At 64.1% G+C, this 25,833-nt stretch carries 30 protein-coding genes and 1 pseudogene; 13 read left to right on the top strand and 18 right to left on the bottom strand.

Annotated features, from left to right (window positions below):
• Positions 1-87: 87 nt before the first annotated feature.
• Both HPY67_04585 and HPY67_04580 read left to right on the top strand, forming a co-directional pair.
• Positions 88-381, top strand: coding sequence for a GYD domain-containing protein (locus HPY67_04585; protein NPV03991.1), 294 nt, complete (start codon positions 88-90; stop codon positions 379-381).
• Between the two features lie 182 nt (positions 382-563).
• Positions 564-1,055 carry a cupin domain-containing protein gene (locus HPY67_04580; protein NPV03990.1) on the top strand — a complete coding sequence of 164 codons (492 nt, stop codon included), beginning with the start codon at positions 564-566 and terminating at the stop codon, positions 1,053-1,055.
• 78 nt (positions 1,056-1,133) lie between these two features.
• Here HPY67_04580 and HPY67_04575 read toward each other — a convergent pair whose 3' ends face one another.
• Both HPY67_04575 and HPY67_04570 read right to left on the bottom strand, forming a co-directional pair.
• Positions 1,134-1,502 (bottom strand): VOC family protein, encoded by a 369-nt coding sequence (locus HPY67_04575; GenBank protein NPV03989.1) that lies wholly within the window; start codon positions 1,500-1,502, stop codon positions 1,134-1,136.
• A 35-nt stretch (positions 1,503-1,537) separates the two neighbouring features.
• Positions 1,538-2,437: a DNA methyltransferase gene (locus tag HPY67_04570; protein NPV03988.1), complete on the bottom strand. Its 900-nt coding sequence runs from the start codon at positions 2,435-2,437 to the stop codon at positions 1,538-1,540.
• A gap of 343 nt (positions 2,438-2,780) precedes the next feature.
• On the opposite strand from HPY67_04570, the gene HPY67_04565 reads away from it, so the two are divergent.
• Positions 2,781-2,993 carry a heavy-metal-associated domain-containing protein gene (locus tag HPY67_04565; GenBank protein ID NPV03987.1) on the top strand — a complete coding sequence of 71 codons (213 nt, stop codon included), beginning with the start codon at positions 2,781-2,783 and terminating at the stop codon, positions 2,991-2,993.
• Between the two features lie 150 nt (positions 2,994-3,143).
• On the opposite strand, the gene HPY67_04560 is transcribed toward HPY67_04565, so the two are convergent.
• Together HPY67_04560 and HPY67_04555 are read right to left on the bottom strand one after the other, a co-directional pair.
• Positions 3,144-5,033, bottom strand: coding sequence for an alpha/beta fold hydrolase (locus HPY67_04560; protein ID NPV03986.1), 1,890 nt, complete (start codon positions 5,031-5,033; stop codon positions 3,144-3,146).
• A gap of 66 nt (positions 5,034-5,099) precedes the next feature.
• A complete protein-coding gene (locus HPY67_04555) occupies positions 5,100-6,008 on the bottom strand; it encodes a radical SAM protein (protein ID NPV03985.1) in 909 nt (302 codons plus the stop codon).
• 761 nt (positions 6,009-6,769) lie between these two features.
• Between HPY67_04555 and HPY67_04550 the strand changes: the two genes are divergently transcribed.
• Both HPY67_04550 and HPY67_04545 read left to right on the top strand, forming a co-directional pair.
• Entirely contained in the window at positions 6,770-7,048 is a 279-nt protein-coding gene (locus HPY67_04550) for a hypothetical protein (protein ID NPV03984.1), read from the top strand.
• 55 nt (positions 7,049-7,103) lie between these two features.
• The gene (locus HPY67_04545; protein NPV03983.1) at positions 7,104-7,892 is read left to right on the top strand and encodes a solute-binding protein; all 789 of its coding nucleotides are present in this window, start codon (positions 7,104-7,106) and stop codon (positions 7,890-7,892) included.
• On the opposite strand, the gene HPY67_04540 is transcribed toward HPY67_04545, so the two are convergent.
• Positions 7,889-8,440, bottom strand: a complete 552-nt coding sequence (locus HPY67_04540; GenBank protein NPV03982.1) for a YfcE family phosphodiesterase — start codon at positions 8,438-8,440, stop codon at positions 7,889-7,891. The genes HPY67_04545 and HPY67_04540 overlap by 4 nt on opposite strands.
• 408 nt (positions 8,441-8,848) lie before the next feature.
• On the opposite strand from HPY67_04540, the gene HPY67_04535 reads away from it, so the two are divergent.
• On the top strand, positions 8,849-9,436 hold the full coding sequence (locus tag HPY67_04535) for a hypothetical protein (protein ID NPV03981.1): 588 nt from the start codon (positions 8,849-8,851) through the stop codon (positions 9,434-9,436).
• Positions 9,437-9,511: 75 nt separating this feature from the next.
• On the opposite strand, the gene HPY67_04530 is transcribed toward HPY67_04535, so the two are convergent.
• A complete protein-coding gene (locus HPY67_04530) occupies positions 9,512-10,264 on the bottom strand; it encodes an SGNH/GDSL hydrolase family protein (GenBank protein NPV03980.1) in 753 nt (250 codons plus the stop codon).
• 55 nt (positions 10,265-10,319) lie between these two features.
• Complete coding sequence (locus HPY67_04525; protein NPV03979.1) at positions 10,320-10,925, bottom strand: nitroreductase family protein; 606 nt, start codon at positions 10,923-10,925, stop codon at positions 10,320-10,322.
• A gap of 265 nt (positions 10,926-11,190) precedes the next feature.
• Here HPY67_04525 and HPY67_04520 point away from each other — a divergent pair, with 265 nt between their 5' ends.
• A complete protein-coding gene (locus tag HPY67_04520) occupies positions 11,191-14,394 on the top strand; it encodes a hypothetical protein (protein NPV03978.1) in 3,204 nt (1,067 codons plus the stop codon).
• An 85-nt stretch (positions 14,395-14,479) separates the two neighbouring features.
• Here the strand turns inward: HPY67_04520 and HPY67_04515 are convergent, their stop codons facing one another.
• Positions 14,480-14,809, bottom strand: a complete 330-nt coding sequence (locus HPY67_04515) for a hypothetical protein (GenBank protein ID NPV03977.1) — start codon at positions 14,807-14,809, stop codon at positions 14,480-14,482.
• Between the two features lie 123 nt (positions 14,810-14,932).
• Positions 14,933-15,781 (bottom strand): PASTA domain-containing protein, encoded by an 849-nt coding sequence (locus tag HPY67_04510; protein NPV03976.1) that lies wholly within the window; start codon positions 15,779-15,781, stop codon positions 14,933-14,935.
• A 652-nt stretch (positions 15,782-16,433) separates the two neighbouring features.
• On the opposite strand from HPY67_04510, the gene HPY67_04505 reads away from it, so the two are divergent.
• From HPY67_04505 to HPY67_04495, 3 genes are read left to right on the top strand one after another with little or no spacing between them, the layout of a single operon-like run.
• Positions 16,434-16,697: a metal-sensitive transcriptional regulator gene (locus HPY67_04505; protein ID NPV03975.1), complete on the top strand. Its 264-nt coding sequence runs from the start codon at positions 16,434-16,436 to the stop codon at positions 16,695-16,697.
• A gap of 9 nt (positions 16,698-16,706) precedes the next feature.
• Complete coding sequence (locus tag HPY67_04500; protein ID NPV03974.1) at positions 16,707-17,711, top strand: 4Fe-4S dicluster domain-containing protein; 1,005 nt, start codon at positions 16,707-16,709, stop codon at positions 17,709-17,711.
• The gene (locus tag HPY67_04495; GenBank protein NPV03973.1) at positions 17,704-18,582 is read left to right on the top strand and encodes a cytochrome b/b6 domain-containing protein; all 879 of its coding nucleotides are present in this window, start codon (positions 17,704-17,706) and stop codon (positions 18,580-18,582) included. The genes HPY67_04500 and HPY67_04495 overlap by 8 nt, the downstream gene beginning before the upstream one ends.
• On the opposite strand, the gene HPY67_04490 is transcribed toward HPY67_04495, so the two are convergent.
• Together HPY67_04490 and HPY67_04485 are read right to left on the bottom strand one after the other, a co-directional pair.
• On the bottom strand, positions 18,579-19,451 hold the full coding sequence (locus HPY67_04490) for a hypothetical protein (GenBank protein NPV03972.1): 873 nt from the start codon (positions 19,449-19,451) through the stop codon (positions 18,579-18,581). The genes HPY67_04495 and HPY67_04490 overlap by 4 nt on opposite strands.
• 215 nt (positions 19,452-19,666) lie before the next feature.
• The gene (locus HPY67_04485; GenBank protein ID NPV03971.1) at positions 19,667-19,987 is read right to left on the bottom strand and encodes a (2Fe-2S) ferredoxin domain-containing protein; all 321 of its coding nucleotides are present in this window, start codon (positions 19,985-19,987) and stop codon (positions 19,667-19,669) included.
• A 177-nt stretch (positions 19,988-20,164) separates the two neighbouring features.
• On the opposite strand from HPY67_04485, the gene HPY67_04480 reads away from it, so the two are divergent.
• From HPY67_04480 to HPY67_04470, 3 genes are all read left to right on the top strand, one after another.
• Positions 20,165-20,587, top strand: a complete 423-nt coding sequence (locus HPY67_04480) for a hypothetical protein (protein NPV03970.1) — start codon at positions 20,165-20,167, stop codon at positions 20,585-20,587.
• 21 nt (positions 20,588-20,608) lie between these two features.
• Complete coding sequence (locus HPY67_04475; GenBank protein ID NPV03969.1) at positions 20,609-21,550, top strand: hypothetical protein; 942 nt, start codon at positions 20,609-20,611, stop codon at positions 21,548-21,550.
• A gap of 87 nt (positions 21,551-21,637) precedes the next feature.
• Complete coding sequence (locus HPY67_04470) at positions 21,638-22,048, top strand: hypothetical protein (protein NPV03968.1); 411 nt, start codon at positions 21,638-21,640, stop codon at positions 22,046-22,048.
• A gap of 32 nt (positions 22,049-22,080) precedes the next feature.
• Here HPY67_04470 and HPY67_04465 read toward each other — a convergent pair whose 3' ends face one another.
• The 7 genes and pseudogenes from HPY67_04465 to HPY67_04435 form a co-directional block, all read right to left on the bottom strand.
• Positions 22,081-22,566 (bottom strand): hypothetical protein, encoded by a 486-nt coding sequence (locus tag HPY67_04465; GenBank protein ID NPV03967.1) that lies wholly within the window; start codon positions 22,564-22,566, stop codon positions 22,081-22,083.
• Between the two features lie 165 nt (positions 22,567-22,731).
• Positions 22,732-23,382 carry a lysophospholipid acyltransferase family protein gene (locus HPY67_04460; GenBank protein NPV03966.1) on the bottom strand — a complete coding sequence of 217 codons (651 nt, stop codon included), beginning with the start codon at positions 23,380-23,382 and terminating at the stop codon, positions 22,732-22,734.
• 83 nt (positions 23,383-23,465) lie between these two features.
• Complete coding sequence (locus HPY67_04455; GenBank protein ID NPV03965.1) at positions 23,466-23,666, bottom strand: cold-shock protein; 201 nt, start codon at positions 23,664-23,666, stop codon at positions 23,466-23,468.
• 286 nt (positions 23,667-23,952) lie between these two features.
• Complete coding sequence (locus tag HPY67_04450) at positions 23,953-24,237, bottom strand: GTP cyclohydrolase (GenBank protein NPV03964.1); 285 nt, start codon at positions 24,235-24,237, stop codon at positions 23,953-23,955.
• A gap of 24 nt (positions 24,238-24,261) precedes the next feature.
• Positions 24,262-24,831, bottom strand: coding sequence for a peptidyl-prolyl cis-trans isomerase (locus tag HPY67_04445; GenBank protein ID NPV03963.1), 570 nt, complete (start codon positions 24,829-24,831; stop codon positions 24,262-24,264).
• Positions 24,832-25,080: 249 nt separating this feature from the next.
• Positions 25,081-25,272, bottom strand: a pseudogene (locus HPY67_04440) (hypothetical protein).
• Between the two features lie 31 nt (positions 25,273-25,303).
• On the bottom strand, positions 25,304-25,609 hold the full coding sequence (locus HPY67_04435) for a hypothetical protein (GenBank protein ID NPV03962.1): 306 nt from the start codon (positions 25,607-25,609) through the stop codon (positions 25,304-25,306).
• Positions 25,610-25,833: the final 224 nt, after the last annotated feature.

Below are 25,833 nucleotides of genomic sequence, written 5' to 3'. Positions count from 1 at the left end.
AACAGTCGGGCACACCGTTGCCCGGCTTTTCCGGGGGAACGGGTCCATGACGATGGCGGTTTCCGTCTGCACAAGGGAGGGAGTCACATGCCGGTGTTCATGATGTTCGGGAAGTACAACGCGGAGGCCCTGAAGGGCGTTTCCCCGGAACGAACGAAGAAAGCGGTCGAAATCATCGGGCAGCACGGCGGGAAGGTCATATCCATGTACGCCGTGCTGGGCGAGCACGATCTCGTCTTCACCCTGCATTTCCCCTCGACGGAGAAGGCCCTGGCAGCATCCGTCGCGCTCAACATGCTGACGGGGATCACCTTCACCACGTCGCCCGTGGTCGACGTCGAGCAGTTCGACCGCATGATCACCGAGATCAAGAACCTGTAAAAGGCCGGAATCGGTCCCGGATGGGCCTGCCTGCGGAGGTCGTGCCGCGACCCGTGAGTGTTCGAGGATCGGCGCGGCAGGCGTGATGTGTGCGTTGGCGTCCGCTGCCCTGCCAAACGGGGTCGTCACGCGGGGTTTGGGGACAAGCGCGCCCGAGAACCGGAAAACAAAGGAGGTTGATGATGTTGAACAGAGCCGCACTCGTTGTCTTGATTCTTTTGCTCTGCGCCGTGCCTGTCGCGGCTGCAGAAGGCGCGAAAGAGGGAACCGGGGATGCCGGCGGCCAGCCGTGGGTCGTCGACATCGACAAGCTGACCGTCAAGAACGTGAACTTCCGGGCCGCCCATTGGACGGGGAAGCACCTGCAGATGACGGTCATGTCCATCAAGCCCAAGGGGGAAATCGGGCTCGAGGTGCACGAGGCGGGCGATCAGTTCATCCGTGTCGAACAGGGCAGGGCCCGCGTCGTGATGGGCCCCGCCAAGGACAGGATGACCTTCGACAAGAGAGTTTCGAAGGACTGGGCGATCTTCATCCCGGCGGGCTTCTGGCACAACATCATCAACGTGGGGGACAAGCCGCTGAAGGTCTATGTGATCTACGCCCCGCCGGAGCACCCTGCCGGGACCGTGCACAAGACGTTCGAGGAGGCCGAGGCCGCCCACGGGCATTGATCGTCGGCGGCACGGTGCGCAACCCCGGGCCGTGACCGGAAGACCCGGAAGCGCCCGGGGGGAGCCCCTCTGTATGCTTTACCGCATCGAGTGGAGCCCCACGAGATTCCCTTCCGTGTCCTGGAAGAGGGCGAAGTGGCCGTACTCGTCGGTGATCTTCGTCTTGGATACGATCACCTTCCCTCCGGCCGGTTCCACCCGCTCGAGGGATTCGGCGAGGTCCTCGCCGGCGTTGAGGTACACGACGGTGCCCCGCGCGCTGGGCTCGTAGCCGTCGCCGCGGACCAGGGCGCCGCTGTTGCCGTGTCCCGCCATGGGGAAGAAGGCCATGAGGACCCCCCCGAGGTCCTGCAGGGGCAAGTCGTAGCCCAGGACGTTGCTGTAGAAGAGCCTCGCCCGCTCCATGTCCCTCACGGGGATCTCGAACCACACGGCGATGTTTCTCATGCAGACACCTCTGTCATCGGGTACGGTCTCGGGAGTCATGCCACGAGCCCCGGGAAGGCTTCAAGGACCTTGCGAACGGCGGCGACGGAGAGGCTGTTGCCCAGGAGATGCCATTTCTTCCGCAGCGTCATGCGGTCCGGGAAACGGAACCCATCCGGGAAGTGCAGGAGCCGGGCAATCTCTTCCGGCGCGAACCGCCGCACGCCTCTCTCGCATCGCAGGTAGGAGCCCGCGTACATGAGGGATCGTCCGTACCCCGAGGTGAAGCAGGTCGTGTAGGCCTGCGGGTCCTTCGGGTCGAGAATGCGGAAGCCCTTGCCGAATCTCTCCACCACGTCGCCGGCCAGGAGGAGCCCGTCGACGCCGTCGCCGTTGAGGTAGACCCCGAGAGGGGTCAGGGGCATGTCCACGACGAGGGTCGGCGGCTCCAGGGGCCCGCGGGAAGCCATGCAGTAGTACCTCGGGCGGCGCATCGGCACGCCCAGCTCCGTCGGGCAGAGCATGCACTCCTGAATCGAGTACCCCCGCGCCGAAAGAAGGCTGACCAGCCTCGCTCTCATCTCCGAGCGTGCGAAGCCCTCCACGTTTTCCAGCGCCAGGTGCCGGGGCATCCCGTCGTCTCCCATCCGGGCCATCACGTCGAGAATCCGGCGGAAACTCAGCGCACGGGGGTCCGCCGCGTCGCGCCCGGCGCCTCGCACCGTGTAGGGCTGGCACGGCGGCGAGAGCCACCAGAAATCGGCCTCGGCGGACTGCAATTCCTCGAGCGTCACGTTCTCCAGGTTCAGCTGCCAGGCGTCGTGCCCGGGGAAATTCAGGCGATAGACCTCGAGGGCTGCGGGGCTCTGGTCGATGGCGCACGCGATGCGGAGATTCGTCCCCGCCGCGGCGGCCGCAAAACCGCCGATACCGCAGAAGAGTTCGAGGGCACGAATCACCATAGGCCGTTCAACGCCTTTTTGCCGTCGCTGAACCAACCATAACAGCCCATCACCAACAAGGCAAGAGGGACACAGGGGCCCGCCGCACCGGGCTGCCGATGGCCGTCGGTCCCGTGCAATGCGGGGAGGCGTCGGCCCGGCACGTCCCTGCAGGCCGTGCCGGAACAGCCGGGGATGCCCTGCGAGGGGCCGTTTGCCTTCGGGTCCCCACTTTCCCCTCGTGTCCGGCTTTGCATTTTCTCAGCGGATATCCAGATTCGAATGATTGCAATCTACAGGATATTTGTTATAAAGATTGCATGTGCTGAAAATGATCAAATCTCAGGAGGTGCGAACGATGCAGAATATCGAATTCAGTGTGAAGGACATGGACTGCAAGTCCTGCGTGAACATCATTATGAAGAAACTCAACTCCTTTGAAGGAGTCAAGAATGTCAAGATCGATCCCGCCACGAAAAAGGTCAGGGTTGAATGGGAGAATCCCAAGGTCTGCGACAGCGATCTGACCTGTGCCATAGAAGAACTGGGATACAAGGTAACCCAGGACTGAAATCTCATGCCGGTCACCTGAAGGCGCGGCACCCGGCGGGTTGACGCCGCCGGCGTCACGGCAGGGAAAAGCGAAGGGAGGCACCGCCGGATGCCTCCCTTTTTTTTGCAAGGGCCGGGGCAGCGTGCCATGGCGGGGCTGTGCGCTCCGTCAGGGCTGTGCCAGCCCCCGGCAGGCGTCGGCCTGGCTCGCCGGGGCCTGATGGTTGACGATCGTCTGGAGCGTGACACAGATCGTCGGCCAGTGGTGGGGGAAGTTGCTGTGGGTTTCCGCCGGCACGCCGGTGATCTCCATGTTGAAAACGTCCGGCGCGTGATTGCGGGCCAGGCGGCGGCCGAGGCAGTCGAGGGACTGGGTGTGCCCGCCCACGACGAGATCCGCGTTCCCCGCGGCGTAGAGGTTCACGTACAGCACACCGTCCGGCACGCCCGGCCTGCTGCGGGGCGCTTCGAGCGCCGGGGCGGGAATGGCCGACTCGTTGCAGTTCATCCGGAAGTCGTGCCCGTTCAGGTCGTTCAGGAAGGACTGGTCTCCCGCCAAGTTCGTCGTGAAGGGGGCGAGCGGAGAGGGGCAGGAACCGCAGGGGAACAACTGGCTCACCGCGGTGGCCGTCATCCCGCCGCAGAGCTGGCGCGTCGAGCGGTCCGGCTCGTTTTCATTGCCGCAGGACAGGGAGCCGCCGACGCCGTGGGTCGGCGCGGCGAGGGCGACGAACTCGGAGACCGTGATGGCGCCGTTTTTCCGGCTTCCCATGAGATTCTTCAGGTAGTACCGGCTGCTGATCGCCCCCTGGCTGTAGCCGACGAGGGCCACCTTCGTCGCGCCCCCGTAGGCCGGGTCGTTCAGGATCCCCGTCTGCGGCCGCCCGTTCGAATCGTTGCCCCCCTCGATGGCGGCGAGGATGTCCGTGGCGTCATCGGCGATACTGCGCCCGAAATTCTCCGGGTGGCTGCTCCCGTGGAGGGGCAGCGACAGGTAGACGGGCCGGATCGGCAGGGTCGGGTTCGCCTCCAGGGCGGCCTTGAACGACGTCGTCCCCGCACTCCCGGGGTTCTCCCAGGCCGCGTCCTTTCCCCCGCTGTGGCCGTGGACGAACAGGACGGGGATGATCCCGCCCTGCCGTGTCGGCGCGATGGCGGCGGGCGACGTGTCCCTCCATTCGTTGTTCGTCAGCCGCCGCTGGTTTTGGCCGTCGAGCCCGATCGAAAAGATTTCCTGCTTCCGGCCGATGTCCGTCCCGGGGATGCCGGATGCCTGGACGGAGACGTACAGCCCCTGGTCGTCGGCCCGGAACGACAGCCCCGAGATGTTGATGTCCGCGGGCGGCTGGAGCGTGATCTCCCGGACGGGGGCCCAGGTTCCCGTGCTGACGATGCGGATCGAGTCCCGTCCCCCGCTGTGGGAGTAGGCGCGATACGCCAGAAGGCGCCCGTCGTGGGAGACCACGGGGTCCACTTCGCTGACGTCGGGCGTGTTCGTGATCCGCTGCGCTGCCCTGGTGCCGTCGGATTTCACCGCGTAGAGATCGCGTCTCTGCGTCGCACGGTCCCAGCGCGAAAAGACGATCATCCTGCCCGCATCGTAGAAATCGTGCCCGCTGTCGTCGGACTCGTCCGGACCGGGACTCGTCACGGCAGCAAGCCCGGTCCCGTCGCTGCGGATTGTCCAGATCCGGGCTTTTCCCGTGTAGGCGGGGTAGGCGAAGGCGATGAGGCCGTTGGGCGCCCACCTCGGCCGGGCCCTCTGCCCGGTGCCGGTCGTCACCTGCCGGACGTTGCGCCCGTCGAGATCCATGATGTAGATGTTCTCCCCGGGTGGGTTCCGGAAGGACGAAAAGACGATCTTCGTGCCGTCGGGGGAGAGGTCCGGGGAATGCTCGTAGGCGTCGTTGTTGGACAGGTTTCGCTGATTGAACCCGTTGTCGGCCATGCTGTAGATCTGGTCGTGACCGTCGCGGTCCGACACGAAAACGAGGGCTGCCCCGCAGCCGCACACGAGGAGCAGCATGGCAAGCATCGAGCAGATTGCGATCTTCTTCATGGCTTCATCCCTCCGGCCCGGTGATGCCGCTTCCGTGACGGCTACCTGTGATGACAGCGGAACGGCCTACAGAAAACGCATCCCCTGGAGTTCGAGGTTGGTGAGCCCTGCGGCGCGGGCCCAGGCCACGGCCTCCTCGTACTCCCCTCGGGTGATGCGCCGCGCGATCTCCGGGTAATCGTGGGCCTTGTAGGCCGGCGTGTACTGGGACATCAGGTTGACGTAGGTGTCCTTCGGCAGGTTGGCGGCGATCCACTCGACGACCTGTTTCGTCCCCGCCACGCGGTTCGGCATGACGAGATGGCGGATGATCACGCCCCTGTAGAGCAGGCCGTCTTTCGCGGGTTTGGCCACGCCTACCTGCCGGTTCATCTCGATGAGCGCAGCCTTCGTGATGTCCGGGTAGGTGGCCGCGCCCGCGGAGTATTTCTCGGCCATGGCGGCGTCGGCGTACTTGAAGTCGGGAAGATAGATGTCGACGACGCCGTCGAGTGTCTTGAGGATCTCCAGTTTCTCCCAGCCGCAGGTGTTCCAGACGAGAGGTAGGCGAAGGCCCCCGGCGGCGGCGCGATCCGCGGCAAGAAGAATGTGCGGCGAGTAGTGGGTGGGGGTGACGAGGTTGATGTTGTGGCAGCCCTCGTCCTGGAGGGCGAGCATCATGGACGCAAGTTCGTCGATGGTCGTGCCCCGGCCGCGGCCCCCCTGGCTGATCTCCCAGTTGATGCAGAAGACGCAGCGCAGCGCACAGTTCGTCAGGAAGACGGTTCCCGACCCCCAGCGGCCGACGAGGGGTGCCTCCTCGCCGAAATGGGCATGGTGGGAGGAAACGAAGAGCTTCGCGTCCGATCCGCAAACCCCCTTCTGCCCCTCGAGCCGTTTCGCCCCGCATTCCCGGGGACAGAGGTCGCACCGGCGCATCCTCGCCCACAGGGCCTCGCCGCGCTTCTTCAGTTCGCCGCTTCGGTGCAGTGCCAGGTAGGCGGGCTCGAAATCCGCCCCGGCGGCGGAAGCGGCAGCCGCCCCGCGGTCGCGCGGGCCGGGCCCCGGGGCCCGCTTCCCGTCGTTGCATCCCTGGCAAAGCGCGAAGATCGGATAGCCGCACCCGGCCAGGGCGAGGCAGAGGCACGTCTTCAAAAAACGGCGTCGGGACTCGGTGCCCATGGGTGCGCTCTGTGGAGACAGGCCGGATTCGGCACCGCGGGACAAAACACGGTGCCCATGAGAAATGGCTAAAGAAATCCAGATGAAATGTCAACGATAAAGCGAAGGCCGCCCCGTTCATTCGGCCCGTGTGTTCGCCCGCCCTTTGTGGTAACATTTGCGAGCATGAGCCAAGAGCCCTGCCCGTAACGGTTTCTCGGTGTCCCATGTGCACAAGGAGGGGCTCCACATGGCTGGCAGTGTCCTTTTCGTTCGTCCCGCTCTTCCCGGGTCTCCGTCTCGTCCCGATTGCAGCTGCCGAAGGGTGCCATCAACCGCCGTCTTTCGCCGGGTTGCCGAGCCGATGGAGAGCGCCTTCACAGTGCTTGTGTTGAAAGGCTGGATCTGCCGGGTCGACCCGTCGCGCGGGCGGGTCTGCGGTCCATGGCCTTCCACGCGGGCTTCGTCGTCGCCGATGATGCCGGGGGCGCTGCGCGCTGCTGCGGGCTTCTCTACGCGGTGCTCGTTGAAGCCCGGCGAGTCCCGGTCCTGCGACCTCACGACGGCCATGCGCGCGCAGGCGGGCGGCGGGAGAGATGAAGGGTCAGGGCCGGCGGGCCGGCACGGCCCGCTGGGTGCTCGTGGACATGAACCGCATCGGCCGCAGGATCGCGGCCCGCCGCGACCGTACCCGCAAGGAAATCCAGACGGACCGGCGCCTGACGCTCATGGACGAAAACGATTACAGAAATCCCCTCACGGGGGACGTGGAGCGCGACACCCGCGCCTGGAAAGACCGCTGGATGAACTCGCCGGGTGAGTGCATCGACTCCAACGACGCCCTCTGCGGCCCGAACCGCGACCCCGGGGCGTAACGCAAGGACTGGAAGCTCACGAAACCGTTTTGCTGACGACGAAAGGAGGCCCGCCATGCGTTTTCGTGCAATCGTTCTCACCGTTTCCCTGTGCCTGCTTGTCATGCCGGCGATGCCCTCTGCGGCCGGGGAGGTCCTCTATCTATACGGTCCGGGCGGACCTGCGCCGGCCATGAAGGAGGCTGCCGAGGTCTTCGGCAAGGCAAACAACATCCGCGTCGAGGTCACGGCGGGTCCGACGGGCCAGTGGCTGTCGAAGGCGAAGGCCGATGCCGACCTGATCTACAGCGGCTCCGAGTACATGATGACGGATTTCCTCTCCCTCATGGAGGGGCGGCTCGATGCCTCGACGGTCACCCCGCTCTATCTGAGGCCTTCGGCCATCCTCGTGCGGCCCGGGAATCCGAAGGCAATCCGCCACTTCACCGATCTGCTCAAGCCGGGCATGAAGGTCCTCGTTGTCCAGGGCGCAGGGCAGACGGCACTCTGGGAGGACGTGGCGGGCCGGCAGGGAAACATGGAGACCGTCCGGGCCTTTCGAAAGAACATCGTGATCCATGCCGCCAACAGCGCCGAGGCCAAGAAGGCCTGGCTGGAGAAACCCGAGATCGACGCCTGGCTGATCTGGAACATCTGGCACGTCGCCGATCCGAAAATCTCCGATCTGGTCTCCATGGGGCCCGATTACGTGATTTACCGCGACTGCGGCATCGCCCTGACCGAGAAGGGGAAGCAGGGACCGTGGGCGCGCAGGTTCGCCGATTTCCTGCTCTCGCCGGAGGGAGGCCGGATCTTCGCGAAGTGGGGCTGGATCGTTCCCGGCGCAGGGGGCCCTAAGAACTAACGCAGGTCGCTCTTTCGGTAGCTCTTCCGGATGCGCGGGTGGGGACCGGGGAGCTGCAGGATGCTCACCGTGAGCTGTTCGGGGTCGATCTCCAGAAGGGCAAACGTCAGGGGACAGCCCCGGCTCTCGTCGCTGCTCATGTGGCCGGGGTTGATGCAGATGGTGCCGTTGCGGCGCCGGATCTCGGTGATGTGGGTGTGACCGAAGAGGAAGACGTCGGCCTTCCCGCCGCCCAGGACGGACTCGGGCCTGATGTCGTCGGCCAGGTCGTTGTAGTGCGACTCGGGCGTGTGGGTGAGAAAGATCCGCCAGCCGGCAACCTCGATGAACTTGCGGTTGCTCACCCCGGGGTCGGGGTAATCAGCGGTGTCCCAGGTGCCCGGGACGCGCGTGAGAGGATAGCCCGCCTGCTCCAGAACGTCGGCGTCGTCGTAGTAGTCCCCGAGGTGGATGATTCGATCCACGTGTACCTGTCTCAGGTATCGCAGGATGCCCCGCATTGCGTCGCGATCGTCGTGGGTGTCGGAAATGACCATGATCTTCTGCACGGGGCCGGCGCTCTCTTTCCGAGACAGGGGGTCGGTTCGTTGGAAACAAGCCGCGGGAGTATAGGGGAGGGCCGGCAGGGGTGTCAAGGGTGAATTCGGTTGATAAATAACGAGCACTTATGCGGTTTTTTTACAATATAATTGTGCAATGCGAATTAAATTGCATCTAAACAGATGCAAAAAATCAATGCATTACAGCTTATATACAGTATTTTACTGATAATAACCTGATTATTAATTGATATTGCATTGCACAATAAACCGACGTATCCTCCGGCTCAAAACAAATCGTGTTTTCTTCGTCGATCCCCCCGCGGTTCCGGGTGAGGTTTCGTTGAGGTCTTGCCCCAGGCGGTACGAACCGGCGCATCAGGGGAGCGAACGAAGAGGAGTCAAGGAGGCAGCATCATGGAGAGAGTCAGTGTATTTGAGAAAAAGCCATCGGAATTGTTGAGTAAATGGACTGAAGAGCAGCTGAGCCTTCTCAAACGGGGGCAGAGGCTTTATGGCGAAATGACCCAGGCCGCCCTGGATATCGTCAAGGATTCCCTCGAGATGAGGGTCCCGGACGTTTCCATGAAGAAGTTCGTGGGCAGCATGCTCGAACTCGGCAACGTTCCCCTGAACGGCATCCCGGGCAACGGACACTGGAAGGAGTATTCCCGGGAGCTCCAGAAGCTCCTGTCCGGGGCTCCCTTCGCCGTCAACGGTACCGGGTTCTCGAAAGAGGCAACGGTCTACGGGAAGGCCACGTGGGAGAACGGCTCGAAGGCCACGACGGCCTGCGTGAACTTTATGAAGCACATGTTCCGGGAGCAGAAGTTCACAACGGATACAGACGAAGCCGGTCGAATCGTCTGCGATTGCCTCGACGCCGCCGAGTCGTTCATCGGGGAGACGGTCGCCTGCCTGCTCGATCAGGTCAAGGCCGGCAGCGCATTCGTGAAGTCGAGCCTGCTGAAAGAAAAGAAGCCGGCAGCCCCGGTTCAGGCGTAATGCACCCGACAAGCTAAACAAGGGTCACCCGCTCTCTCCGGACATCTCTCTTTCTGCGAGGGGCGGGTGACCTTCTCACCGATCCGTTCCGCCCCGTCTTTTCTCCAGGATTTCGACGATGCCCGTCTGCTTTTTCAATTCCTCGTACCAGACCCGGTACCCTTCCGAGCCCGGGTGGAGATAATCCGGCGTATAGAAGCGGTCGGGATCGCCCAGGAAAATCTCGTTCCCCTTCTCCCGGAAGAGGTCGACGTACTGCACGCCCAGTTCTCTCGACAAATCGAGAAAGATCGCCCGGGCCTCGCGGGTCCGCGCGGTCAGGACCCAGGAGATGGGCGGGAAAAAGGCCGGCGCGAGGCCCACGTTGCCCGTGCTGATGAAGAAGACGGAGTCTCCTTTTTCCCGCGCCGACTGCAGGACCTGCCGAGTGGTGTCTCTCAACTCCCCCAGGTCGGTGAACCCGAGGATGTCGTTGCCTCCCGCCTGCACGAGGACGACGTCGAAGCGGGAATCGGCAACGGACTCCAGCTGGCTCAGGACGTCCTTGAGCTTGGCCCCGTTGCGGGAGAGATTGACGATCTCGACGCCGGGAAACTCCCCGGCGATCCTCCCTGCCACGGATTCCTCCGGCCTTGCGGCCCCGGTTCCCACGCCCGTGCTGTCGCCGACGACGAGAATCCGGTGTGTCGCTGCCGGATTCCTCAGCTCGAAGGGCCGGCTCGCCTGCGCGATCTCCTTGCCCCGGTTGACCCGGATGCCGAGCATGGTGAACTCGTAGGCGCCGAGAGCGGCCGCGCCGATCAGGACGGCCAGGATGACGGGATGCACGGCTCGATACCCTCCCCATCGTCGCGGTGCGGCCGTTTTCTGCCGCCCGCGGCCCTCACCACTTGTTCCAGTGGATTTGCTTCGGATCGTACTTGTCCTTCGGCTTGTCCCTGCCCGCCGGTACTCCCACGGGGATCAGGTTCAGCGGAACGACGTGTGGCGGGATGCCGAGGATCTGCCGCACCGCCCGGATGCGGCTGTCCTCGGGGTAGACGGCGGTCCACACGGCGCCGAGGCCCAACGACTCGGCCGCCAGCAGGATGTTCTGCGTCGCCGCGCTGCAGTCCATGATCCAGTAGTCCGCCTCCATGCCGCCCCACTGCTTCCGGACGTCCCCCCCGACGACGATGGCGGCCGCAGCCCTGTCGGCCATCTTCGCGTAGGGCAGGGCGTCGGCGAGCTGCTTGAGGACGGCCCGGTCCGTAACGACGACAAACTCCCACGGCCTCCTGTCCACCGCCGTCGGGGCGGCCATGCCGGCCCGGACCAACATCTCCAGCGTCCCCCGCGGGACAGGCTCGTTCTTGTATTCGCGCACGCTCTTGCGCGCAAAGATCGTCTTCAGCGTGTTGTTCATCGGCGCCTCCCCGGCTGCCCCTGCCGGCCCTGGCAAGCAAGCCATCGCCGTGCAGGCAACAAACAGCCTCATCAGGTGTCTCATCCCGTCGGTCCCTCCTTGCCTCCGGCCCGGCGCAGCCCATGAGCCGGGCGAGTAAAATGATGTTTCAATCTACATCATTTTCCCCGGCAGACAAAGATTGAAAAGGGGATTTCATGCCGTGGCACTCAATTTATCTGAAATTCTGCCGATGTAGGGAGAGAAGAGGGGTTCGTCGCCCCTGTCTCCAGGTGAAAGGGGCGGGAATTCAATTATGGATGAATCCCGTGCGTCGGTTTTGAGCGCCGTCAATCGGAGAAGTCGCTGCATGAGAAAAGGCTTTCTTCACACCGCGGTTTTGTGGGTTCTTCTGATCCTGGTTTCCGGCTGCGGGTCCTCGGGAGACCATCTCCCCCCGTCGGTTCCCTCGGGTGTCCAGGCCGTTGCCGTGGCGCCGGACAGCGTCCGGCTGACCTGGGCGGAATCCCGGGATGACCTCTTCATGATGGGTTACCGCGTCTACCGTGACGGCTCCCGCATCGGCACCACCCCGCTGACGACCTATACCGACACGGGACTTTCCCCGGGCAGCACCTACGGGTACCGGGTCTCCGCCTTCGACTGGGTCGGAAACGAGTCCGCCAAGAGCACGACACTGTTTGTCGCCACCGCTGACAGCTCGGCCCCTACGGCTCCTGCAAACCTTCAGGGGACGGCCGTCTCGACCTCTCGGATCGACCTTGCCTGGACAGCCTCGACGGACAACGTGGGGGTGGCAGGATACCGGGTCTACCGGGACGGGGCCGTGATCGGGACCACCGCGAACACGAGCTGGTCCGATACGGGTCTTGCGGAATACACGACATACGTCTATCGCATCGTGGCCTACGATGCGGGGGGCAATGAATCCGTCCCCAGTTCGCCCCTGACGGCGACCACGGTCGACGGCACGCCGCCGACGGTTCCCTCGAACCTGCAGGGCGCGGCGGTCTCGACATCGCGGATCGACCTGACATGGGCCGCTTCGACGGACAACGCAGGGGTCACGGGGTACCGCATCTACCGCAACGGTTCGGCCGTCGGAACGAGCGCGTCGACAGCGTACTCCGACACGGGCCTCTCCGAGGCCACGAGCTACAGCTACACGGTGGCAGCCTACGACGCGGAGGGAAACACGTCGGCACAGTGCGGGGCCGTTGCCGTTTACACCGCAGATGCCACGGCCCCGTCGGTCCCCTCGAACCTCCAGGGGACGGCGGCCTCCGCCACGCAGATCAGCCTGACCTGGTCGGCCTCGACGGACAACCTGGGCGTGGCGGGCTACCGGGTCTACCGCAACGGAAGCCTCGTCGCCTCTCCCGCCGGTACGAGCTTTACCGACACGGGGCTTGCCGAGGCCACGAGCTACAGCTATACCGTGGCAGCCTATGACGCCTCGGGCAATACATCGGCGCAGTGCAGCGCCGTAGCGGTTTCCACGCTGGATGTCACGGCGCCCTCCGTTCCCTCGAATCTCCAGGGGACGGGGGCCTCGGCCACGCAGATCAACCTGACCTGGACGGCCTCGACGGACAACGTGGGCGTCACCGGCTACAAGATCTACCGCAACGGCAGTCAGGTCGGGATGACGGCATCCACGAGTTTCTCCGACACGGGGCTTGCCGAGGCCACGAGCTACAGCTACAGGGTCCTCGCCTACGATGCGGGCGGCAACGAGTCCGCCCAGTGCGGGGCCGTTGCGGTCTCGACTCTCGACGCGACGGCTCCTTCCGTCCCCTCGAACCTCCAGGGGACGGGGGCCTCGGCCTCGCAGGTGAACCTGACCTGGACGGCCTCGACGGACAACGTGGGGGTTTCGGGCTACAGGGTCTACCGCAACGGCAGCCAGGTCGGCACCACCGCCTCGACAAGCTACTCCGACACGGGTCTTGCCGAGGCCACGAGCTACAGCTACACCGTGGCGGCCTACGACGCCGCGGGCAATGCATCGGCCCAGTGCGGCTCCGTGGCCGTATCCACGCTGGATGCCACGGCACCGTCCGTCCCCGCGAACCTGCAGGCCACGGCCGTCTCCACGTCGCGGATCGATCTCACCTGGACGGCCTCGACGGACAACGTGGGGGTTGCCGGTTACCGGGTCTACCGCGACGGCAGCCTCGTCGCGTCGCCTGCCGGGACGAGTTACTCCGACACGGGCCTTACGGCCGGCACCACCTACGGCTACCGGGTGGCGGCCTACGACGCGGCAGGAAACACCTCCGCCCAGTGCGCCAACGTCAACGCCACGACGCAGTCCGGGACCTGGGCAGGCACAGTTCTCATCGGTACCGCCTCGACAGACCGCGCGCACGGCATCGCCGTCGACTCGAGCGGGAACATCTACGTGGCCGGGTACACGACCGGCGACCTGGACGGCGAATCCAACGCCAATCCCGGCACCGCCGACATCTTCCTCACCAAGTACGACGCCTCGGGGACGCGGCAGTGGACGCGGCTCGCGGGCACAACAGGGGGGGACGAGTCCGGCTGGTCCGCCGTCGCCGTCGACGGCAGCGGCAACATCTACGTTACCGGGTGGACATCGGGCAACCTCGACGGCGAGACGAACGCCGGGGGATCGGACGCGGTGCTCATCAAGTACAACGCCTCGGGCACCAGGCAGTGGACGCGGCTGCTGGGCAGCGCGGGAAGCGATTCCGCCTGGTCCGTCGCCGTTGACGGCAGCGGCAATGTCTACATCTCCGGCTTCACGGACGGCAGCCTGGGGGATCAGACGAACTCGGGCGGCACCGATGCCTTTGTTGCCAAGTACAATTCGTCGGGCGCGCTCCAGTGGGTGCGCCAGCTCGGAAACGCGACGCTGACGTACTCCTACGCCGTCGCCGTCGCCGCGAGCGGCAACGTGTACATCTCGGGGATGACCCGCGGGAGCCTCGACGGGCAGACCACCCAGGGCATCCAGGACATCTTCGTCGCCAAGTACAATTCCTCGGGGACGAGACAGTGGACGCGCATGCTGGGCTCCGCGGTGTTTGACTACTGCTACAGCGTGGCCGTCGACGCCTCCGAGAACGTCTACGTGGCGGGCCAGTCCTACGGGCACTTCGACGGGTGGACCAACACCGACGGCAGCGGCGCGACGGAAGATATCTTCCTGGCGAAGTTCAATGCATCGGGCACGAAGCAGTGGTCGGTCTTCCACGGCGGCGCTGGAAACGACATCGCCTCCGGGCTGGCCGTCGACTCGAGCGGAAACGCCTACATCGCCGGGAATACAAACGCCGCCCTCGACGGCTTCACCCCGGCCGGAAGCCACGACCTGATCCTGATCAAGTACGACACCTCGGGGGTCCGGCAGTGGACGAGCATGCTCGGGACAACGTCGGGGGACTACGGCCGGTCGGTTGCCGTGGATGCAAGCGGCAATGCCTACATGACGGGACACACCTCGGGCAATCTCGACGGGGCAACCAACAGCGGCGGGACCGACGGCTTCATCGTGAAGGTCGACACGAACGGCAACCTGCAGTAGCCGGCAGCCGCAGGCCATGAAAAAAGCGGGGCGCCTTCCGTCGGAGGGCGCCCCGCTCTCGTCTCAGCGGGGGTTCTCCCGCCTGTTACACGGATTTCTCCATCAGCTTGACCTCGAAGCGGTAACCCGCGTCTTCGGCCGCCTTGCGGACGGCCCCGCGGAACGCCCCGAAGTCGAAGGTGTAGGAATAGTCCTTGCCGAAGAGCTTCGACTGCTCCTCGATCGTGCCGCCGCGCTCCTTGCCGAAGGTGTTGTAGCTCTCCTTCTTGAAGCCGAACCCCGGGCTCATCTCACCGTCGCCCCCGCCGCTCGAGACGCCGAAGCCCGACTCCTTGAGCATCTCGAAGAACCGGACTTCCCGGGCCGGCTCATCCACACGGAAACGGCATACGTAGGTGAGTTTCTTCCTCGACAGGAAGGCCTTGCGCTCCGCAATGACCGCCTCCATCCGGGCCGAGCCGTCCCTCTGGGGCTCGAACTGTCCCGGGGCGCTCTTTGCGAGTTCCGTGATGGTCTGTTTCAGATCCATTGTGTCCCCCTATCTCTGGCCGACGATGATCGTGATGGGTTCCGTGGTCTTGGCGCCTGCGCGGATCGACTGCCCGATGACCTTGCCCCAGGCATCCTCCTTCGGGGTGAAGACGTAGTATGCGGGCTTGATTTTCACCCCGGCCTTGTCGAGCGCGAGCACGGCCTGGTACTCCGTCATGCCGACAACGTTGGGCACCTCGCCCGTCTTTGCTGCTACGGCAGCGGGCAGTGCTGGCGCCCCGCCGGTGACGGTCATCGTGACCGACTCCTCGGTCAGTATCTTCCCGTCCGGCGCGAGGCCGCGGGCGATGATCTGGTAGTTGCCTTTCTGCAGCCCTTCGGTGGACCACGTGGTCGAGTGATGGTCGGAGCCGATCTGGTGCGCGGACGATCGGACTTTTTCCGCTCCCGTCTGGAGGTCCTTGACGAAGAACGCCACCTTGTTGACGCCTGAGGCCGTAACGGCCACATTCACCGTCTCGCCGGCCTTGACCTGGCGGCCCGTCGAGGGCTCCTTAAAGGAAATCTTCGCGGGACCCGAGGGCTGGACGACGGACACGTTGACGGTCTTCATCATCGGCGCCACCGTGCTCCCTGTAATGCCCCTCACAGTGAACTGGTACGTCCCGGGTTTCTTTCCTGCCGTCGGCCAGTGTGCCATCCACGTCTTCGGTGCCAGGGGGCTTGATCCCTCGCTTTTCGCCACCGATGCCTTCAACTCCTCCTCCCTGCCTGTCGCCGTGTCCTTTGCGGTGACTTTCACGCCGGTGAAGCCGCTGGAGGTGATCGTAACAAAAATGTTTTCCCCCACCTTGAAGGCTGTGCCTTCTTTCGGCATGACCAGTTCCAGGGACATCTTGTACGTCCCCGCGATCTCTGCCTTTCCATGAGAAGTCTCTGCCGCTCCGGTGACTCCGAGCAGCATAACCACGAAAGCAAGAGCGAATCTTCCGTGACAACGAATTGATGCCATGTGTCCTGTCCTCCATAGAAAGGATGACGGCTTATGATGCAAAAATCGCGTCATCTGTTGCGGAGGCGGGACGAATGGACTGAATATGAATCACGGGGGGATTGTGACATGGGCGGAATTGTGCAAGGTATTGTTGCAGCGTCCCGCCTGCGGCCATCAGACAATGTCTGATGGAAAAATCAGACAAAGTCCGATGTACTTTTTGTAACGGTTCGGGTAGTAAGGAACGCTAGAAACGTTCCCGGTGGTATGCCGCCGGGGTTCGGCCTGGATGGCCCTGCCGGAAACGGCAGGGCCACGCCATTTCTGGGGCTCCCTTTCGCTGCTTTCCCGGTCCCATCGCATTCCTCCACGATCCCTCCTGGAGCCTGATTGCCCTGTGCCTTCGACCCCGTGCCGAAATCCTCCCATGTTTCTCTTCAAAGAAGCAAAGCGCCAGCGCGGGCATATCCGGCATTCCATCGAGCTCCCACCCGAAAAAAAAAGATTGACAGGGGACGGCGGGATGGCTAAATATACCCCCAGGGGGTATAGGATGGATAGTGAACGGAGAAAGATCCTCGGGCGTCTTCGGCGCATCGAGGGGCAGATTAGGGGGCTCCAGAGGATGATCGAGGCGCAGGCGCCCTGCGTCGAGGTCCTGACCCAGGTCGCCGCCGTCACCGCGGCGGTAAAGAAGACCGGCAGCGCCATCATCCGGGCCAACATGGCCCGCTGCATGGCCGAGTCTGCATCCGGCAACGGGCAGGGGATGGACGATTTCCAGGTGGCTCTTCAGCGGTATATCGATCTTTCATGAGGGGAAAGCATGAGGAACTCCGATAACAGACCCCGGCTGAGCCGGAGGGCATTCCTAAAGGTATCCGCGGGGGCCGTTGCGGCCTCGGGTATCGCATGGCCGAAAAAGGCGCAGGCCCGCGGGACAGGCAAACTGGCGACGCTTATCGATTTGAGCCTCTGTGACGGCTGCCCCGGCATGGACGTGCCCGCCTGTGTTGCGGCCTGCAAGACGATCAACCGTGACAAGATCCCGCCCGTTGCCGACCCCATCCCGGCGCCCTGGCCCCGGAAGACCGTAGAGGACTGGTCCCGGAAGCGCGAGGTGTCCGACCGTCTCACCCCGTACAACTACCTCTACGTCCACCGGGCCGAGCTCGACGTGGACGGGGTCCCGAAAACCCTCTTCGTCCCGCGCCGCTGCATGCACTGCGACAACCCGGCCTGCGCGACGATCTGTCCGTTTGCGGCGAACCACAAGCACGAAAACGGCGCGGTCGTCATCGACCAGGACCTCTGTTTCGGCGGGGCCAAGTGCAAGACGGTCTGCCCCTGGGAGATTCCCCAGCGCCAATCCGGCGTGGGCATCTACCTGCACATCCTGCCCGACTACATGGGAAACGGCGTCATGTACAAGTGCGATCTCTGCCACGACCGGCTCGGCAGGGGCGAGTCGCCCGGCTGTATCGAGGCCTGTCCGCAGAAAGCGATGCTCATCGGGCCGCGCGACGGGATGCTCGCCGAGGCGGAAAGGCGCGCGCAGCAGATGAAGGGGTTTCTCTACGGGAGGGACGAAAACGGCGGCACCTCGACGTTCTACGTCTCCCCGGTGCCTTTCGATCGGATCGACGCGACGATCCAGAAGGGGCCGGGAAGGCCGCACATGAGGCCCGGCGTGGAGAGGCAGATGGCCGGGACGGACGGTCTGGGGAAGGCCGTGCTGGCGGCGCCCGCCGTCGGTCTTGTCGCGGGGGCCATCACGTGGCTTTCCGACAGGAAATCAAGGGTGGAAAAGGAAGAAAAGAAAGATGTCTGACCGTATTGTCCGTGAGCGGAACCTCGTGGTCCGCCACAGCGTCGTCGAACTCGCCGAGCATTGGGCCATCGCCCTGTCCGGGCTTGCGCTCATCGTGTCCGGCATGTTTCAGCTGCCCATGGGCAGCCGCTACTACATCAACACCGTCCCGGGCCTTGCGTGGTCCGCGGATTACATGGTCTCGCTCAACGTCCACTACGTGGCGTCGTTCGTGTTTGTCGCTGCCGCCCTGTTTCACGCCGTTTATCACGGTCTGCGGGGCGACCGGGGCTTGATGCCGCGCAAGGGGGACCTGCGGACCTCGATCGAGGTGATCAAGAGCTTTTTCGGCAAGGGCGAGGAGCCGCCGTTCCACAAGTACCTGCCCGAGCAGCGTCTGGCCTATGTCGGGATGGCCGTCATCATCGCCATGCTGATCGTCTCGGGGCTCGTGAAGACCTACAAGAACCTCTACGCCCCCGATCTCAACTACGCGGTCGTCCTTTGGGCCACGTGGGTGCACAACATCGGCTTTGTCCTGTTTGTGCTTGCCTTTGTGGCCCACATCGGGGCGATTGCCCTGAAACCGAACCGCCCCATGCTCCGCGGGATCTTCACGGGTGCCGTCCGCCTCGACTACGCGGAGCACCGCCACCCGCTGTGGATCGGGGAGATCGAGGGTGAGAGGCCAGCGGTAGGGGCGGAACCTCCGGCGTCCCCTCCCGAGGGAACTGCGGCCCTCGAGGAAGCCCCGGTCGCCGAGGCCGCCGCGGAATCGCCTCAAGAGCCGGGGGAAGCGGGCGGGGAGAGCGGGGCTGCTGCCCCGGAGGAACCGGGCGAATCGAAGCCGGGGAGCGAAAAGCCGCCCGGGGGGAGCCCCTCGCAGGGTTAACCGATGCAGGCCTCGAGCACCCGGTATGTGTTGCCTCCCATGTAGGCGGTAATCTCGGCGAGCGAAAAGCCCTCGTCCAGCATGGCCGAAACGAGGTGAGAGAGATCGCGGATGTCCCGGTAGCCGCTCACGAACCGCGGGATGCCGCCCCCGCCGTCGGTCCCCAGGCCGACGTGTTCCATCCCGATCCGTCTTTTCATCTCCCTGATCTCGGCGGCCCAGTCACGGAACGTCTCCCTCTTCGTCCTGCCCTGCGTCATCCCCCACGTCCAAGTGCAGACGACACCCCCTGTCTTCGCGATCGTTTCCATGTCCGTCCATGTGCGGAAGCGTCCGCAGCGGTTCGTGTCGGCCAGCGCACAGGGGCTGCCGTGGGAATCCAGGACGGGCCGCTGCGTGATCTCGGCGATCTGCCGGAGCGTCCGCGAGTCGGCGTGGGCCACGTCGACGACCATGCCCAAGTTCTGCATCCGTTCTATGACTCTGCGCCCGTCTGCCGTGAGCCCCCCGTTGCGGGGCCCGGGGTTGAGCCCCGTCCAGCTCTTCATGCAGTCGCCCAGTTCGTTGTTCCTGTAGTGAATGAGCGTGATGAGGCGCACGCCGTAATCGTAGAACTCGTTGACCCGGTCCGGATTGCCTGACAGGGGGTCTCCGCCCTCGATGGCGAGGATGCACCCCGGTGCATCCCCGGGCTTCGGAGCCGGCGGGATGTCGGCGGATTTCAGGACGAGCTTGACCTTTCCGGACTTGACGATGCCGTCCTTCCAGAAATCGAGCTGGCGCATCGTTTGGAAACGTTCCGGTCCGGGCAGGCGTCCGCCGGAGAGATGGACCCGGTCCCCGACGGCGGAAAAGACGCTTGCCGCCATGCCCATTTCCGTCATGGCCGAGACGGAGGAGGATTCATCCGGTTCGTGTTTCGTGAGGTGAAGTCTGTCCGGATGCGCGTGGGCATCGATGATGCGGAGACCTCCGAGGGGATTCTGTCTGCCGCTCTTCGGTGCGGTGTCGGCCCATGCAGGGATCTCACCGGCACCCAGTGCCAGGCCGAGGAGGCCAAGCATTCGCAGGAACCGTCGGCGGTTCAACGGGACGCCCCTTTCTCTTCCGCGGAGAGCAGGACTTCGATCTCCCCGATGATTTTTTCGCCGTCTTCCGGCGAGGACGCGGGAAACCATGTTCTCTGCGGATAGAGCAGCACGTTGGGCCCCCTGCCGCAGAGGCCCATGCACCCGCTGGACGATACGCGGACCCGGCCCTTCCAGCCGCGTTTCTCCACCTCGTCCTTCAGAGCCTTCTTCAATGCCGCATTGCCGCCCCCGTCGGCGCAGGACTTCCGCTCGCCGCGGCGGTCGTTGGTGCAGACGAACACGTGGCAGGCGTAAGGGCTCGTTTCCTTCTGCATTCCGTTATCCCCCGTCCGGGCAATCAAGGAATCGGGATTCCATCGTGCGGACATCATAGGTCAGGCCCGGGGGTTTGGCAAGGATCTCCTCGATGCCGGCATGGCCGGCAAGCGGCAGAGAATGGTTTGTTTCTTGCATCGGTTCTCGACGATTCCGCATCGAGAAAGGAACCTTTTATGAGAGAAACGGCATGCCGCATCGCGGGGGCCCTCCTTGCCCTCTCGTTCGTTGTCGCTGTCGTGATGTACGCCGAGCCCACGGCCGCCAAGGCCCCCGCCGCGCCGCCGCAGGACGTGGGCCAGTCCTACGCCCAGCGCGCCGTCTGGTTCATCGACCGCACCCTGGAAGGCCAGTTTGCCGCTGCCCTGCAGGTCGGCAGCGACCGCTTCAGGCGCGATATCGGCGAGAAGGGGCTCCGCCACTTCCGGGACTCCATGGCGAAATACGGAAAAGGCCGGTTCGTCCCGAAGGCGGCGGGAGCCGAGGAAGGCTATTTCGTCGTGGCAGGCCTGCTGGAATTCCCCGGCGGCCGGAAGATGACCGTGCACGTCGTCTTCAAGGGCGACAAGGTCGAGCACCTCTACCAACGCTGGGCATAGCCGGCGGGAAAGGACAGGTCCATGAGAAGACAGATGATCCTCCTGCTTGCGGCGGCATGGGTGCTGATGGTCCTTTCCCCCTTCTCGGTTCACGGCGGCCTGAATCCCTGGGATTGGAAGTATGGCCTGTCCCAGGAGGAGCAGATCATCGTCCGTGACTGCATCCTCGAGGGCCGGGAGCAGGTGAAGGCCCTCTCTGCGTCGGGGAGGGTCAAGGAGGCGGCCGAACTGGAAGGCATCCTGAAGAATTTGGAAGGCCGGAAGTACTCCCGCACGAACAACCCGATCGGCTATATGGCGGGAGCCTATGCCCACGTGTATTCCTGGTCGGGCATCACGACGATCCACCTCTACAAAAGCTTCTTCGACTTGTCCCGCAACCCGGGCCGGCCGCTGACTCCCGAGATGACCAGGGAAAAGGCCCAGCGCCTCGCCCGGCTGGAGCAGCTCTCCCTGCTCATCCATGAGTACTGGCACACAAACTACCAGTCGGCCTTCGACTTCGGGCGCCCTGAGGGGGAGGCCTATCAGACGCAGTACAAGTGGCTCCGGCTCTTCGGCGTGAGCGACGGCATGGTGCTCTCCGTCGTGAAGGACCAGCTGGCCAAGAACAACATCACCCCCGTGGAGCCTCCGCCCCCGAAGGTCACCCCGAAGCCGCCGGCGGCGGACCCGAAGGTCAGCGGTGCGACCGTCTGCGCCAGCTACATGTCGGCCCTGCAGCGCGACGTGGCGGCGAAGAAGAACCCCGGGGCAAAGTACCGGCTGGAGTTCACCCGCCCTTACGCCTACGACGCAAAGACGAACAGCTGCGTGGGGTCTCACGTCCTGTGGGCCTCTTATGACGGAAGGCCATGGCACCGGGCGCTGGAGTACTGCAGCCCGGACAAGCCGGCCCACGAGAGCGTGGGAAGAATCCTGGCCGAGTACACCCGGAAATACCCCGACCTGAAGTGGCAGTAGTCACCGGCGGGGCATGGTTTTTCGGACATTCGGAAACGCTGCTGTCTTCATCAGACGGACCGGATCGGTCCCCACGAAGAGGTGTTCATGAGAAAGTCGCTATTCCTACTTTTCGCCCTGATGGTCATGCCGATCGCGATGCCGATGGCGTCGACCGGCGCGGAGGCTGCCCAGCCGCAGGACGTGATGGCTGGATACTGGGTCCTGACGTTCGAGGACGGGCGGACGGGCTGGGCGAACCTGGTCTCGGACGACTATCCGAAGACGGGGTTCTCATCGAAGGGCAAGATCGAGGTGCCCGGCTTCAAGCCGACGGAGCTGACCTCGGGCGTCATCCCGGATTTCTACAAGGTCGGGCAGGTCATCCTCTACAACGCCCAGGGGCAGCAGAAACCCTTTCACTTCGTCCGCTTCGTCATCGAGGGCAACCAGTTCATGACGGGCCACGTGGCGACGTTCGACGGCAAGCAGTACAAATTCAAGGCCCTCAGGCGGTAGGAAGCGCCGGAGCGAAACCGCGGGATCCCCGGTCACGGGGTCTCCCTTTTCCGGAACATGGTGTCCCGCGAAGCCTCCGTCAGCCCGGAGAACCCCTCCCGGACGACCCGGAGGTACCGGGGGTCGTCCGTCTGGATCAGCCGGTTCGTGCCCTGGGACAGTTCCATCACGATGCGGTAGTGCCCGTCCTCGCCCATCTCGACGGGGCAGACTTTCCTGAAGTGGCCCGGCGGGGTCGACATCCCTCTCGCCATCTGCCGTCCCGCAACGGCATGAAGAACGACGGCTTCGTTCTTGCGGATCCTCTCCACGATGAACAGCACGGGCATGGGGCCCCAGTTTCCTTCCCAGATTCCCGACAGCTTGGCCAGCTTCGCCGGCACCTCGTCCGGGTCCGGCGGGACGATCTTCATGTCGTCGGGCAGCGGGCAGTTGTTGATCATCCGCTCTGCCGCAGCGGGGGAGAGGCAGGCCGCGCAGAGCGCCAGGCACGTCAGCATGACGATCGCGCTTTTCATGATTTCACCTCGACAGGTTTCGTCGTTTCGGGAACGGGGCCGCGGAGAGAATCAGGGCTGACGCACGAGAAGACCCGGAGAAGGGGGGGTCTTCCGCCCCGCCGGTACGTTTTTCTGTAAAACTAACCCGGCCGCGGGCAGTTTGTCAACGGGGGCAGGGGCGGCTCAGCAGATCAGGCCTGGCCGCATGGCGGCCTCGAGCGCCGCGCGATGGACTTCGAAGTCCTCGCCATCGCGGGAGCCGTCCAGGTCAATCATCCGGCCGAAGCGCAGGGTAACCCGTGCGAAAGGCTTGGGGATCATGAAGCGGTCCCAGCTGTTGAAGTACCAGGCGCGGTCGGCCGATGTGAACATGGGGACGAGGACGGCCCCCGTGGCACGGGCCAGGCTGATGGTGCCGGCCTTGACGACGCCCGCCGGCCCCTTGGGCCCGTCGACGATATGGCCCGCGAGCCGCGAATGCCGGAGCCTCTCGACCATTTCCTTCAGGGCGCTCCCCCCGCCGCGGGACGAGGAGCCCCGCACGGGATGCCACCCCGATTTCTCGGCCACCCTTGCGATGATGTCGCCGTCTTTGCTCTTGCTGATCATGAGCGACGGGCGGAAGGGCGCGTAGGACTGGAAATGCCGGATGGCGGCGAAGAACTGCTGGTGCCAGGCACACAGAAGGACCGTCCCGCCCGTCTTGAGGTGGTCCATCCATTCCGCCTCGCTTTCGACGGTCATCCGGTATGTACGCGAGTAGGCGCGGATCACGTGGTACAAAAGTGAGTGGGCCGGGCTCGAGAGCAGGGCGTACCGGTGTTTCTTCAGCATGGGTCCCGCCGGGGGAATGCGGAAAGAGGCGCCCCGAAGTCGTTACAGGAACGCCGGGGCGCCTCTTTCCATGTCACGGTCGATTACAGGGGCTTGACATTCGCGGCCGCCGGGCCCTTCTGGCCCTGCGTCACGTCGAAGCTCACGCGCTGGCCCTCGTGGAGAGTCTTGAACCCGCCGGCCTGGATGGCGCTGAAATGCACGAAGACGTCGCCGCCCTCGTCCTTCTCGATGAAGCCGAAGCCCTTCTGCTCGTTGAACCACTTCACTTTGCCTTCTGACATGCTGGCATCCTCCTTTCCTAAAATTCTCAAAGTCGGACGACCATCATGACAGAAAGAAAAACCGCCAAGACCCTAAAGAGCATGGCGGCGATCCTTTGCACTTCAAAATGTCTGTATCCAACTTTACTCGCACCCTGCCTGGGTGCTTTATGTGCCGCCACATTACACGGCCCGTGTGGGAAAGTCAAGAAAAATTCTGTTTTTATTTTCAGCCGGTGCTCTTATGCGGCCCGCGGCGGAAATTCCCGCCCGGAAAGGCGGGATCTTCTTGCGCGCGGGGCCTTCCTCACTTCAGAAAACAGGCGAAGCGCGGGTCATGCAAGCCGGGCGTGAACTCGATGAAGCTGTACTCGGCGGCCCCGTGGATCACAAAGGGGTCCTTCTGCATGATCTCCCGCGCCTCGTCGATGCCGACGTTGGCGAGGATCGCACCGCCGACCCTCGGGTTCTGTGGGCCGGAGACGATGAACTTTTCCTGCCTGTAGAACTCGGCGAGGAATTTCCGGTGATCGGCCAGCAGCGAGTCGATCACCTCCAGCGGCTTCGTGTACTTGCTCGTGATGATGACCATGAGCGCCTCCTTTTCCGTTTTCGTTCACTTCACGCGGATCGACTCGATGATCACGGGGCTTCGCGGGCAGTCCGAGGAGAACGGCCCCTGCGCTCCCGTCGGCACGTTCGAGATGGCGTCCACCACGTCCATTCCCTTGGTGACCCTGCCGAAGACCGCGTAGCCGTAATCGCGGACGCCGTGGTCGAGCGCGGCATTGTCGGCGACGTTGATGAAGAACTGCGCCGTGGCGGAATCCACCGCAGGGGTTCGCGCCATGGCCAGGGTGCCGCGCTCGTTCTTCAGCCCGTTGGCGGCCTCGTTCCTGATGGGGGGGCGGGTCGCCTTCTGGGTGTAGTAACGGTTGAATCCCCCGCCCTGGATCATGAACCGGGGGATCACCCGGTGGAAGATCGTCCCGCTGTAAAAGCCGTCCTCGACGTACCGCAGGAAGTTGTCGACCGTGACGGGCGCCTTGTCCCTGTAGAGCACGGCCTCGATTTCGCCCTTGCTGGTCTTGATCACGACGGTGGGGTTTCCCTTGCCGGCCTCCTGCGCGGGCGCCGGGGCTGCGAGCAGGAAAAGAAACGCAGCAATCGAAAGAATCCTCGTCATCCGGTGTTTCCTCCTCGTGTGCGGAAACGTGCGGGAGGGGCAGTCCGGGAGAAAGAGACACTGCAACAGCAGCATCATAAGCCTTGACCTCCCCTGCACGGCTCGCCTCCGATCACCCTCGCGGCGCCGGCGATCGCATTACGCGTGGCTGATGCACTTGTGGGCGCCGGTGTGCCCCTTGTCGTAGCAGCAGGGGCTTCCGCATTGGCATTTCCCGAGGCAGTATCGGGTTGCCTTGGCCGGCGTCCCGGCGGCCTTTTTCACCGATTTTTTCGTCACGGCCTTCGCCGCCGGTTTTTTCACCGAAGCCTTCTTCGCCGTCTTTTTCGGGGCCGCTTTTTTCTTCGGGGATGCTTTCTTCGTCACCGTTTTTTTCGCCGCCGCTTTCGTTCCCGCCTTTTTCGTCCCTGCTTTCTTCGTTGCTGCCTTCTTCACTGCCATGTCCTCAACCTCCTTGGTTTGGTGTCTCGGTTCACTCGATGCGCGATCGGGCGGTCCGGATGGCAAGATCCCTGTTCCGGGTGATGAACCGCCACTCCATGCCCTTGGTGTGAATGCCGGCCTTCTTGTCCTGCCCCCGGCAGTAGTACCAGTGACCGTAGCGCTCGACCGTGGCGAAGGGGTGCTCCTTTGCGCAGAGGACGCTGCAGGGGTTATAGGTCTTGAAAAAAACGGTCTCGTCGGGGACGGCGTCGTACAGCAGTTCCTCGGGCAGTTCGATCTGCGAGACGTCGACGCCTTCCTCTTCCTTTTGATCCAGCCAGTCCGCGATGCTCATGGCCCTCCGGGTTTGGTCGGTTCACGGGGGGGTGCCGGCATGTCCCGGCGCCGGGCCCCGAATGCTTTGCGTTGCAGGCCGTTGATGTGTATCATGCTGCCATGCCGGTTTCCGCGAAGGGAGCGGGACCGGGCGCCGCGTTCCGTTGCGGAGGGGCCGAACAGCTTTTCTCTTTCAGGCTTGCATCTGCCGGCGAGGCCCGACGCGGGCAACGCGTGCAAGCC

It is taken from the genome of Syntrophaceae bacterium, from assembly GCA_013177795.1.
GTDB lineage: Bacteria > Desulfobacterota > Syntrophia > Syntrophales > UBA2192 > UBA2192.
Note: the sequence above shows the minus strand (reverse complement) of the source record. Positions and strands in the feature narration are given on the sequence as shown.